We start from the raw sequence: 11627 nt of genomic DNA on the forward strand, positions 1-11627 counted from the left end.
ATTTAAAATTCAAAATTATTTGAGTTAGGTTATGCCGATTTATCATCTCATTGATTGATGTTGGTTGCATCTAAAATCAGATTTATCTTTCTTTTTGCCAGTGTGATGACCCAAGTAACACAAAATCCTGTAGATATTATCAATGCTAGAGTGCCTGGTTACAAAGATTTGCAAATGCTCTTGGTTAATGAAGAGGGCATAATTGAGCAAATCTTGCCAATGGGTACAGTAGAAGCACGCAGCCGTACATCTCTAATAAATGTTGCTGGCGACTGGATTTCATTGGGTGGCGTTGATTTGCAAATTAACGGTGCTTTGGGATTGGCATTTCCTGATTTAACGGCTGAAAATGCTCATAAGCTCCAGGAAATCTCACAATTTTTATGGGATGTCGGGGTAGATGGATTTTTACCGACACTTGTGACAACTTCAGTAGAAAATATTCAGCGATCGCTTGCTATTATTGCTGAAGTTCTCCCCAATCAGCCAGCAGGTGCAAAGATTCTGGGAGTACATCTAGAAGGGCCATTTTTGAATTTTCAAAAGCGCGGCGCACACCCGCCGGAGTACCTGTTACCTCTAACAATTGATCGGGTAAAGTGGGTTTTGGGTGATTATGCCCATATCGTGAAAGTCATCACCTTAGCACCAGAGTTAGATTTCACTGGCGAAGTAATTCCATATTTGCGTTCTCTGGGAATTACTGTCAGTTTAGGGCATTCTCAGGCAACATCTGCCCAAGCACAACTTGCCTTTGAACAAGGTGCAACGATGGTAACTCATGCTTTCAATGCCATGCCAGCATTACATCACCGAGAACCAGGATTATTAGGTGCAGCAATTATCGATCCTGATGTAATGTGTGGTTTTATTGCTGATGGTGAACACGTTTCGCCCATGATGCTACAAATTTTGCTTCGCGCTAGCTATCAAGAACAAGGGCTGTTTCTCGTCAGCGATGCCCTTTCTCCTCTGGGGCTACCTGATGGCGTGTATCCTTGGGACAGTCGGCAAATTGAAGTTAAAAACGGTACGGCACGATTGGCCGATGGCACTTTGTCGGGGACGACTTTACCCTTATTGGTGGGAGTGCAGAATTTGGTGAAGTGGGGAATTTGTGACATAGAAAGTGCGATCGCTTTAGCTACTAATGCACCTAGAAAAGCAATTGGTTTACCAGGAATTGTTAAGAGTCAATCCGCTAACTTATTACGCTGGCATTGGGATGAGACTACAAAAGAATTAACTTGGCAACGTGCCATCACCGCAGAAATGCTCAAGAAGCCAGAAGATGGGAATTTATCTGTTGTTGTCAACTCCATATAATTTCAAAATAGCGAAAAAGGGAAAGGTTTTATTATCCCTTTCCCTTTAATCTGAGTGGAGTCTAAGCTTTAATTATGAATTACGTAAAGTCTGCGGCATAGCTTTGCTTAGAGTGTAGCGGTAGCGAGTCCGCAAGCGTCATTACGAATTACGAATTACGAATTACGAATTAGTAACTATTACGCAGGGTTTGGTTGAGTTCGGCTTTGAAGAAGCTGGATAATTGCAGCTTTTTCTAAAATTCCAACTAGAACGCCGTTCTCACGAATTACGGGAAGCACAGATAGCTTTTGTTCTTCGAGTAACTGTATGACTTCTAGCAGAGGTTGATTTGATTGGACTGTGGTAGATTCGGTAATTGGTCGCATGACTTCTTTTACTTGAGTTTCTGACCACAATGCTGTTGGTACATTTCGTAAATTATCAACTGCGATCGCACCTACTAATTGTCCATCATCATCAGTCACTAAGAACCGATGCCAGTTTTGCCCACTGATGACTCGCTCATCGGCAAACTCTCTCAGGCTAAGATTACCAGATACAATCGGGCTGTCATGAGTTACAGCATCTTCAGCAGTCAAACCTGTGAGCTTTTCTTGCACTCTGGCAAATTGAGCCGAATTACCAGCATTTTGCAACAAGAAGAAGCCAATTAACAAGTTCCAGAAGTTACCAGCGTTGCCAAATAATACTAGGGGAAGTACACCTGAAAGAATTGCTACCCAACCAAAGATTTGTCCAACTCGACTAGCAAAGGTTACGCCTTTATAAGGATTACCTGTAACTTTCCAAACGATAGCTTTCAGTATATTTCCGCCATCTAATGGCAAGCCAGGAATCAGGTTAAATAGGGCTAATGCCAAGTTAACAGAAGCTAAAACACCAAGAATTGCTGCTAACGGGCCTGATGCAGTAGTAGTAACACCAATAGCTGTAACGATACCGCATAGTAGCAAGCTTACCATTGGGCCAGCGATCGCTACCCAGAAAGCCTCACCTGGGGTTTTTGACTCTTTTTCTAAACTAGCCAAACCGCCAAATATAAACAGTGTGATGGATTTAACATCAATACCTTGACGAATCGCAACAAAGCTGTGGCCTAATTCATGGGCGACGACAGAGGCAAATAACATCAGCGCTGTCATCAATCCCAGTAGCAAAGCTAATCCCGCAGATAATTGGGGAAATTGTGCCGCCAGTCCACTGCTATAGCTCCAAGTTACCAAACCCAGAACTAAAAACCATGACGGATGGATATAGAAGGGAATTCCGAAGAGATTACCAACGCGAATTGTGCCATTCATGTCGTTCACCTTTGATTTCAGCTTCGAGAGGTTTGTTTTCGTCCTTCTCGATGTTTTTATTGTAACGAAAGGTTAAGAGATTTTAATCTTGTTAATGGTAGTGGTGTCCGTCCGTAAAGGTGCGGTTATTGGCTATATTTGCGAATAATAGCTCACTATTTCTCTATAGCTACATCAGGTAGGCGGCTCCACTCATTCCAGGAGCCATCGTAATTCCGAACGTTCGGATAACCTAATAAATACTTTAAGACAAACCAGATATATCCAGAACGCGCACCGATAGTACAGTAGGGAAAAACTTCCTTATCAGTCGTAATGCCCTTACTGTTATAAAGATTTTTCAATTCCTTGAATGATTTAAAAGTGCCATCCTCATTGAAAGTTAAGGTATGCTCAAGATGCACTGCACCTGGAATATGACCAGTAAGTTGACCTGCTTTTGGTTGCTGATCGAAAAACCACTCGCCACAGTATTCTTGAAGTGTTCTGACATCTAACAACACGCAATCGCTTCGACTAATTGATGCTTTAACTTCATCATGTAATACTCTCAGACTAGTATCAGTAGCTTTGGCACGGTAATCAGTGGCAGGAAACGTGGATAACTCAGTTGCTAGTGGACGATCTTCTGACTTCCATTTCTGGTAGCCACCATTGAGAACTTTTACATTTTCATGCCCAAAGACTTGCAACAGCCAGAAAATCCAGGCTCCAGTTCCAGGATAACTGCCATAAGCAACCACTGTGGTGTTATTTGTGATGCCTGAACGTGCCATCAGCTTCTCAAAAGCGATCGCATCCCAATTCATTTTCAAATCGGGCAATAGTAAGTCTGTAAAGATGTTCCAGAAGACAGCACCAGGTATGCGAGCATTTTTGTACGGTTCTGGACTTATATTCACTTCAATAATGCGGACATTTGGATCGTTGAGATGATTTTCCAGCCATTGGGTATCAACAAGAACGGATGGATGAGCATATTGAGACATTTATATTTCTCCTGTAATAGCGCAAAAAGAATTGAAAGTTACCTATATTAGTCTTGGTTATGGTTGGGAAATACAATCTGCGATGTCCGATGAACTAGGGTTGTGGAAATAGAAAATAAAGAAAAGCCGATGAGTGGATGAAAGATAGCTAAAGGAAAAGAAGTCTTCAAGTGAATTGTGAGAAATTGCAGTCCCAGCAACACTGGGATACTTGCTGTCAGGTTCTGGACTCTGGGAGGAAAAGGCATCAGAAACACCCAAATCAACAAAATTAGTGAGAGTCCGCTATATCCTCGCACGAGCCAAATATGTAGGTTCCACCAATCAGAGTTGTAAAAGTAAGCCAGTCCAACACTAAATATTTGGGTTGCTAAACAGAGATTGAAAAACACTACTGCAATAAAAAAACTGATTTGAATCCAGCGCCCGGATATCTGTGTATCATCAATGCCAGAATTTAGAGTCATGCTTAAGTAATCCAAAAAAAGCAAAAAAGTGGAAAAACTTGATGTGACAAAGGCTAGGATAGGTCTGGTTGCCATACTGCGCCTAGACCTCGAAAGTGTACAATTTGCCAATCATGATTGCCTTACAAGCTCTATTTCATGAAATTGCTCAAGCTAAAGATGAAGAGGCGTTGCGATCGCACATCCGCGCAGAAATGAGTGAATATTTTTCAGCTACACGGTGTGGGCTGTTTTTCTTTGCTCAAATTTCTCTACTTGACAGCAAGTTCCAAAAAGCACTGCAAATTGCATTATCACCTCAGCACAATCCAGTTGCCCGCTACTTGCTAGAACACCATGCCCCTGTTCATGAAGGTTTAGTAGTAGAACCTAAGACATGGAGGTTGATTTGTCCTCGTGCCGATCACTGGCACGTTATGGCAGGGCCAATTGTCAGTAATGGGCAGTTAGTAGGCGTGGTAGGTTTTACCCGTCAGCAAGGAATGCCTACATTCGATTCACAAAATCTCACAGATTTGAGTGCGCTTTGTCTGCACATTTCTACTTGGGTGGCAATGGCGCAATCCCAACATCCACTACTATTACAGACAGAGCGTTTAACGCCTCGTGAAAAGCAAATTGCTAACTTGGTGGCTCAAGGACAAACCAATGCAGAAATTAGTACTGAACTTTGGATTACTGAAAACTCTGTCAAGCAAGCTTTAAAAAGGATGTTTCGCAAACTTGAGGTTTCATCTCGGACTCAGATGGTTGCAAAGCTTTCCACAATTTCAAAATAGTCATCTTCAAGACCTTCCCAAAGTTGAGCAACGGGAATCGTTTGCTCAGTCATTCTATTACAGTCTTAATTTTCAGGAGCAAGTCCTCATCTCGGATCTTACTAAGATCCTTTTCAAAGCTTTTTCTGAACTCGACCTTCACGATTTCGGCTCCAAAAGTTGAAAGATGGAGTCGCGGTTAACCAGTTCAGTTGTTTCACCTTCCGCGATCGCTCGTTCCATTGCTATGTCTTCAATAATTTCTGCCAAAAATTCAGAGACTTCTTCACGCTTATCACGAATCAATTCGACGATCGCGCTTTTCAATATTTCCTTGAGTTGTTCTGGGTTTATGGTAATCTCGGACATTATGCCTCTATTAAATTAAGTTGAATTTGAGAAGTTAATGCCAACAGCTTCAAGTTGTTGGTTTATTCAAGTCGTTGCGATCGCTTCATGCGTCTCTCTATCGCCTGTTCTACTCCTGTTTTAGCCATTCAACTCAAACGGTTGAAAAATCAATATTTTCGTAAAGCTCTGCAATTTGAATTTGCAACTCAAAGATACTCAAAGAAAGGGTGACAGTTGGGTCGTCGTATTCTGAAAATAGCCACTGATTAGCGGCTGTTTTGACATGATGCTCAACGTGTATGCGATATTGATCGATCAGCAAATATTCTTGGAAGGTAGGAATTTTACGATAGGCAACAAATTTCTCACTGCGTTCGCATAGCGTCTCCGCAGGAGAATCGTAGTTTTGGGTGGACTTAGACAATACCTCAGCAATAAAGCAGGGGTTCACCACGGTATCTTTGCGTCCAGTTTGAAGTTCTAAGGGCTTGGGCAGAACCATCACATCAGGGTAAGTATAGAGATTTGCACCGGGAATCCAGAGTCGTTGATCCAGGATAAATACACGGTATGGCTTTCCCCGCAATGTGGCTTTCAGGATAGCCACAAGGTTGCTGGTAATATCATTATGGTCTGGGGTTCCACCTGTCATAGGGATAATTTCTCCATCACGGTATTCGTTGCGGATATCGGAGGCGATTTCAAGTTCCAGGTACTCTTCAACGGTGTAGTGTTTTGTCTCAGGTTGAGCAATCATGTCAGTTTTACTCCCAAGGCTTCAAGTTGCTGGTTTATCCAAGTTGTGGCTGTCGTTTCATCGGTTTCTATCGCTCGTTCTACTCCTGTTTTAGCAATTTCTAGCAGTTGTTTAGATTTTAGTTTTAATAAAAATGATGATTTTATCTTCTCAGCAATCTTTTGCTGTTGAGGTTTTGGTAAAATTGGAATTAACAAATTGGCTAAATCTGGTTGAGAAATACTGTAGTAAGCCACACCATGAACTCGACGTTCAACCTGTAAATAACCGAATTTTGAATTCAAAAATAAACTCACATACTCTGGTAAAATTTCTTGTCTAGAAACTGAAGTTAAACGTACAAGCATAATTTCACTGCTAATAATCCCGTTAACTTCTAGTTCTGTAACGACTGCGGAATTACCAAAACTACCTTTACGGGTAAAAAGGATATCTCCGATTTGTAAACCCACTGGCTTATCAACATCAGCCATCGTGATGGGAATTTTTACGGCACTTTCAAAATTAATCTGTCCGTTTTTGATATCGCCAACGCGAATATAAGGCGTACCTTCCTCGGTATACTCTCGATAGTCAAAACCGTTTTGAATTGGTTCTATCAATGAACCTAAGTTTTGAGATGGAAAACCACAATCTTTAATAGCTTCTTCTGCTTGATCATATTTTGGCTGGTAATACTCAGCGTCTAAGCGACCAGAGGACATGAACGACTCAGCAAAACTCTTGACGGCAACAGTTTCTTCCGTAGGTTGCCAGTCTTTCAAGTCAAGCTCCGACAACAGCAAATCCTCAGCTTGTTGATAAATTAGCTTACTTGCATCTACTTCCATAGATGATTGATGGACTAGCTTCTCTATTGATTTCTGAAAAAAAGTAGAGAAAAGCGGAAAGAGGATGTTTTTTAAGTAGTAAGGTGCTACTTCAGGTTGTACACCTCCATACATTCCCTTGTTGATTTGTTCTTTTCCATAAAAGGTATTCAGAAAAACTGCTAGAAATGATTGGTTGAGTGTTTTGTTCCTTAGTATGAAGACGTGCGATGATGCAATCGCTTCTATTTCTTCATTAAAGATTAAAGTATCTCCGAAATTCGCACCAGTTCTTGTGATGAGAATATCATTCCTTTTAATACGATTTTTAGACAATTTTTCCGCATCTTCTTGGGAGATATAGACTTGATTCGATAAATCAACTCTTAGTGGACGCAAGTTTTGAGTTCTAAAAAATAAGACTCCTGATAAATCATCTTCTACATACTCGCGCTTAATTTCTGTCGGATGGATAATTACAGGTTTAGTTTCACTCAGCCTTGTAGCTTGTGGCAATGCCTTAATTTGATCTTCAATTTGAAAGTATTTCCTCTTAAAAAATTCACTATCAAACCTAAAGTGAAGGTTATGATCGAGAGCCTGAGTTAATGGCACTTCAACAGCTTCAAGCCCATCCATCAGCCACTGATACCTCACAGCATCAAACGGCGCAACAGATGGGCTTAGTTCAAAAAAACTGAAGTTCTCCTTTTTGGCAAACTCAATAAACGCTTCAGCAATGCCGTCTTCTGTCTTTCCTTCGTGGTTATACAGGTCGTGATCTACCACTAAATGTTCGTGATTATCTCGCAAAAAATCGCCCTCTACCCCAACGACTCGTTGCACCGGAGAAGGCGGCATCAAGTCGCTGAGTTCATCATCGGGCGGTGAAGCCGTAGACGATGAAATCTTGCGCCAAATTTTATCCCCAGAGTTATCCTTCCCCGACTTTCGCATCGTGGCAAAAAAGATGTTGTAGTCATCCTTTCGGGGGCAAAGTGCGCCTGCTTTGGGGTCGTCGTTCCACTTCTGCACAAACAGCACTGAGGTTTTTGTGCCTGTGTGCGGTTTAAAGGTGTTGCCATGTAACCCCACCACTGCCAAAATCCGGCAGCGTTCCGCAATAAAATCTCGAATGTTCTTGTCGGAAGAGTTGTTAAAGCGTCCTTGGGGAAGCACGATCGCCATTCTGCCCCCTGGTTTCAAAAAGTCCAGGTTACGCTCAATAAACAAAATGTCGCGCCCGACTTTACTTTGCCACTTGCCATCCGGCTTTTTAGCCAGATCGTAGCGGGCAATCATGCGCGGTTCTTTGATGTCTCCCGCAAAGGGAGGATTTGCCATCAGCACATCAAACTGAAACTCTCGATAGTCTCTGCTACCTTTCGGTCGCAGCCGTTTCAGCCGTTTAAATCCCTCATGGTAAATGTCATCCCAATTATCTTGCTCGGTGACTTCATCCCACAGTTCATAGTCCAGGGTGTTCAGGTGCAACACATTTGTTTGCCCATCCCCCGCAATCAGGTTTAACGTCCGCGCCACCCGCACCGCCTTTTCATCAAAGTCGATCGCAAACACCTTGTCTTCCACATACTCTTTGCACCGGGGCGGCTTATCTTCCAACGAAAACAAATGACTCGTTGACAATCCCTCATCATCTAAAATCTGCCGCCACACATGAAAAATCGTATGCACCGGAAACCCCGATGATCCCGCAGCCGTATCAATCATGTACTCATCCTCTTGCGGGTTGAGCATTTTCACACACAGATCAATTACATAGCGCGGCGTAAAAAACTGTCCCTTTTCGCCCTTGCTGCTCTGGTTGATCAAATACTCAAAGGCTTCATCGATCACATCCAGGTTGGAATTAAACAGCTTCACATTTTCCAACGACGACACACAAACCGACAGGTGAGACGGCGTGAGGCTAATTTTGGCATCCTCGCTAAACACCCCTTCCCACTTCTTCTTGGCTTTGTCGAAGAGATCCTGAATCTTAGTTTTCAGTGCGGCTTCTGTCTGTCCCGTATTGCGAAATTCTAAAGAACGGGTCGATCGCCTGTTACCCTGCCCAGAATACCACTCATCATAGAGCTTGGTGAAAATCAGCTTAAACATGGTAGTAGGAAATTTGATCGCCATTCGTCCAGACTGCGATGGGCGCACCCGTGGCATTGCAGTAAGAGCGAAGTTGGTCTTTCCCATCCTTCAGCTTTGGCTTTTTTAGCTCTACGAGCATATAAACTGTGTTGGGACGGTCTTTGTCCATCACCAGGATGTCTGCCCGTTTCACCTCTCGCCCAAAGTTCACCCCATACTCAACCTGAATGCGACTGAGGGGATAGTGCAAGCGATCGCTCAAAACCCGTAAATATAATTGCCGAATTGCCTCCTCTGGCGTTAGCTTAATCGCCTTTTGGCGCACCAAACAAACCGTATAAGGAACATCACCGTTTTTGGTCGCCTTGAGAGTAATTGTCTGCTCTAACTGCTCAATTTCAGCGATCGCAAACTGCGACAGCTTATAATTTGAGTCCTTGAGGATATCGGCTAATTTCATCAGGGGCTATCAATTTGACTCTAAGGGCTTCTTCGTCATAAGAGTTTAGCGCCATTGTAGTCACTGCCTGATAATTTTTTTAATTCTTTAATGGCGATCGCTGTGTATTCCTGGTGAACACATCACCCTTTTTCTATTTTATCTGTGCGATCGCAGTTCCCCAGAGGATTAGACTCACCTTTTACTACTGCGAATTTGCCCAGAAATTCTAATGCGGCTAAACCCGGACAATTTTACAAAAAGAATCTCAATCTAGCGCTACGTAACTAGATTGAGATTCGGGTGGCTGCCGAGAGCAGTGCAAAAGTGTGATTGGTTGTAATGTGTTAGACATCCACCTATGTTGTAGTAATCTCCAGCTGCTGAAAACTTTTCTGCAACATCGGGGCAATTATATCAGCAGGAACAGGACGACTGAAGTAGAAACCTTGACCTTCATCACATCCACGCATTTGCAGGTATTCAAGCTGTTCTTTGGTTTCCACACCTTCTGCTGTGATTTTCAAGCGGAGGCTCTTTGCTAGGGCAATAATCGCATTGGTGACGGCGGCGCTATCAGGATTAGACATGACATCCTGCACAAATGATCGATCAATTTTGAGCATATTCACAGGAAAGCGTTTCAAATAATTCAGGGAGGAATAACCAGTACCGAAATCGTCTAGAGCCAAGCAGATACCCAGTTCTCGTAATTGTTTTAAGGTTTTAACTGAACGATCAATATCAGCCATCAAGAAGCTTTCCGTCACTTCTAGTTCTAAGGAAGATGCTTGGAGTCCAGTTTCTTCAAGAATTTGGTTGACGATCTCAACCAGATAGGGTTGTTCAAACTGTCGAGATGATAGATTCACAGATATCCGAATTGGGGTAAATCCAGCAAGCTGCCAAGCACGAGTTTGGGCGCAAGCAGTTCGCAAAACCCATTCACCAATTGGTACGATCGCACCATTGGCTTCTGCAATGGGAATAAACTTTACAGGAGAAACCAAACCTAATGTAGGATGCTGCCAGCGAAGCAACGCTTCCATCGCTATAACTTGTCCGCTATGTAAATCAATTATAGGTTGATAATAAACCAGCATTTCGCCACGCTCTAGCGCTCCATGTAATTCATTCTCTAAAGTCAGTCGCTCCTGTAACTGAGCATTAATTTCTGGCGAATAGAATTGGTATTGGCTACGCCCTTGCTGTTTGGCTTGGTAAAGCGCTATATGAGCCTGTTGCAAAAGTTTATCTACGCTATTAGGATCGGTTAGATTATTAAGTGTGATACCGATACTGACAGTAATATGAATCAAGTTACCTTCTACAGAAAAGGGTTTACTCAGGTTACTCAACAGCACCTGAGATAGCTTAATTACGCTTTCCAAAGAATGAATATCCATTCGGGCAAGAGCAAATTCATCTCCTTTTAAATAGGCGAGAACATCTGTTTGTGCCGTGCAGTCTAATAACCTCTTAGCAACTGCTCTTAATAATAAATTTGTTGTCTGATGATCCAACCCATGACTCATACCAGTGAAATCGTCAATACTGAGCAAAAACACAGCTACAAGACGCTGGTTGTTTTCAGGTTGGGATAAAATCTGATGGAGGCGATCGCGGAATAAATCACGATTGGGCAATCCAGTCAGGTCATCATAATTAGTGATTTGGTGAATTAACTCATCTAATTTGTGAAGAGTTTGTGAGGTATCTGCCATCAACGTACCCGCTTCATCAGCAAATTCTGTGGGCAATTTAGGCAGTGTTTTGGTGTTCAGATAATTTTGTAATGCACCAGATGTCAAAATGACCGGTTTGAGGAGATGGTTTAGCGCATAGAGGGTGACAGCAGTACCCGCTAATGTAGCCAATAGAGCAATAATCATAACTTGTGCCGCCATCCCAAAGGAATAGGAATTTGAGATGACGAAACTCAAAAGTAAGGTTAGAAGTGGTACATGAGTACCTAAAAAAGCCACCAACATGATTTTAGCGGTGTAACTTTTTTTGAGCCATCCAAAATTAGCTAGGAACGAGTACAAGTACAAGTTTTGATTAAAATTCATAAATTCTGTTAGATCGTTGGTAAATTAGTTCCGAGCTATTCTCGCAAAAGAGTATTTTTTATTCGAATAAAAAAGAATTAGCTCTCTTGGAACTCAACCCTGATAAGGTTCTATATTATGCTTCCCAATATTCTTTTATAATTAATATCCATAACGATAAAGTTTCTATGAAACTTATTGCACAAACAATGTCATCATCCAAATCAAAATCGTATTTATTCTTACACTGATAGTAATTATTCTTGTGATTAA

Annotated in this window: 10 protein-coding genes; 2 read left to right on the forward strand and 8 right to left on the reverse strand. The window is 42.2% G+C overall.

Annotation, left to right across the window (positions count from 1 at the left end; translation table 11 throughout):
- The first annotated feature begins 105 nt into the window (after positions 1-105).
- Positions 106-1326 (forward strand): N-acetylglucosamine-6-phosphate deacetylase, encoded by a 1221-nt coding sequence (gene nagA, locus GNF10_RS08735; protein ID WP_185585763.1) that lies wholly within the window; start codon positions 106-108, stop codon positions 1324-1326.
- A 179-nt stretch (positions 1327-1505) separates the two neighbouring features.
- Here nagA and GNF10_RS08740 read toward each other — a convergent pair whose 3' ends face one another.
- The 3 genes from GNF10_RS08740 to GNF10_RS08750 all read right to left on the reverse strand — a co-directional run bounded on the left by GNF10_RS08740 (position 1506) and on the right by GNF10_RS08750 (position 4086).
- Entirely contained in the window at positions 1506-2630 is a 1125-nt protein-coding gene (locus GNF10_RS08740) for a site-2 protease family protein (RefSeq protein ID WP_185585762.1), read from the reverse strand.
- A 155-nt stretch (positions 2631-2785) separates the two neighbouring features.
- On the reverse strand, positions 2786-3619 hold the full coding sequence (locus GNF10_RS08745) for a sulfurtransferase (protein WP_185585761.1): 834 nt from the start codon (positions 3617-3619) through the stop codon (positions 2786-2788).
- A 47-nt stretch (positions 3620-3666) separates the two neighbouring features.
- Positions 3667-4086, reverse strand: a complete 420-nt coding sequence (locus tag GNF10_RS08750) for a DUF6220 domain-containing protein (RefSeq protein WP_185585760.1) — start codon at positions 4084-4086, stop codon at positions 3667-3669.
- A 113-nt stretch (positions 4087-4199) separates the two neighbouring features.
- Here GNF10_RS08750 and GNF10_RS08755 point away from each other — a divergent pair, with 113 nt between their 5' ends.
- On the forward strand, positions 4200-4865 hold the full coding sequence (locus GNF10_RS08755) for a LuxR C-terminal-related transcriptional regulator (RefSeq protein ID WP_185585759.1): 666 nt from the start codon (positions 4200-4202) through the stop codon (positions 4863-4865).
- Between the two features lie 138 nt (positions 4866-5003).
- Here GNF10_RS08755 and GNF10_RS08760 read toward each other — a convergent pair whose 3' ends face one another.
- The 5 genes from GNF10_RS08760 to GNF10_RS08780 form a co-directional block, all read right to left on the reverse strand.
- A complete protein-coding gene (locus GNF10_RS08760) occupies positions 5004-5213 on the reverse strand; it encodes a hypothetical protein (protein ID WP_185585758.1) in 210 nt (69 codons plus the stop codon).
- Positions 5214-5346: 133 nt separating this feature from the next.
- Positions 5347-5952 carry a Uma2 family endonuclease gene (locus GNF10_RS08765; protein WP_185585757.1) on the reverse strand — a complete coding sequence of 202 codons (606 nt, stop codon included), beginning with the start codon at positions 5950-5952 and terminating at the stop codon, positions 5347-5349.
- Positions 5949-8906 carry an N-6 DNA methylase gene (locus GNF10_RS08770; RefSeq protein ID WP_185585756.1) on the reverse strand — a complete coding sequence of 986 codons (2958 nt, stop codon included), beginning with the start codon at positions 8904-8906 and terminating at the stop codon, positions 5949-5951. Before GNF10_RS08770 ends, GNF10_RS08765 begins: the two co-directional genes overlap by 4 nt.
- Entirely contained in the window at positions 8875-9324 is a 450-nt protein-coding gene (locus tag GNF10_RS38445; protein ID WP_185585755.1) for a type I restriction enzyme HsdR N-terminal domain-containing protein, read from the reverse strand. Before GNF10_RS38445 ends, GNF10_RS08770 begins: the two co-directional genes overlap by 32 nt.
- Positions 9325-9662: 338 nt before the next feature.
- Entirely contained in the window at positions 9663-11375 is a 1713-nt protein-coding gene (locus tag GNF10_RS08780) for a bifunctional diguanylate cyclase/phosphodiesterase (RefSeq protein ID WP_185585754.1), read from the reverse strand.
- Positions 11376-11627: the final 252 nt, after the last annotated feature.

It is taken from the genome of Nostoc sp. UCD121 (assembly GCF_014222285.1).
Classification (GTDB): domain Bacteria; phylum Cyanobacteriota; class Cyanobacteriia; order Cyanobacteriales; family Nostocaceae; genus Nostoc.

Excerpts from the sequence above, each read along its gene's own strand:
- GNF10_RS08765 (WP_185585757.1), bottom strand. The coding sequence starts at position 5,952 with ATGATTGCTCAACCTGAGACAAAACACTACACCGTTGAAGAGTACCTG.
- GNF10_RS08740 (WP_185585762.1), bottom strand. The coding sequence starts at position 2,630 with ATGAATGGCACAATTCGCGTTGGTAATCTCTTCGGAATTCCCTTCTAT.
- GNF10_RS08780 (WP_185585754.1), bottom strand. The coding sequence starts at position 11,375 with ATGAATTTTAATCAAAACTTGTACTTGTACTCGTTCCTAGCTAATTTT.
- nagA (WP_185585763.1), top strand. The coding sequence starts at position 106 with ATGACCCAAGTAACACAAAATCCTGTAGATATTATCAATGCTAGAGTG.
- GNF10_RS08750 (WP_185585760.1), bottom strand. The coding sequence starts at position 4,086 with ATGACTCTAAATTCTGGCATTGATGATACACAGATATCCGGGCGCTGG.
- GNF10_RS08760 (WP_185585758.1), bottom strand. The coding sequence starts at position 5,213 with ATGTCCGAGATTACCATAAACCCAGAACAACTCAAGGAAATATTGAAA.
- GNF10_RS08770 (WP_185585756.1), bottom strand. The coding sequence starts at position 8,906 with ATGGCGATCAAATTTCCTACTACCATGTTTAAGCTGATTTTCACCAAG.
- GNF10_RS38445 (WP_185585755.1), bottom strand. The coding sequence starts at position 9,324 with ATGAAATTAGCCGATATCCTCAAGGACTCAAATTATAAGCTGTCGCAG.
- GNF10_RS08745 (WP_185585761.1), bottom strand. The coding sequence starts at position 3,619 with ATGTCTCAATATGCTCATCCATCCGTTCTTGTTGATACCCAATGGCTG.
- GNF10_RS08755 (WP_185585759.1), top strand. The coding sequence starts at position 4,200 with ATGATTGCCTTACAAGCTCTATTTCATGAAATTGCTCAAGCTAAAGAT.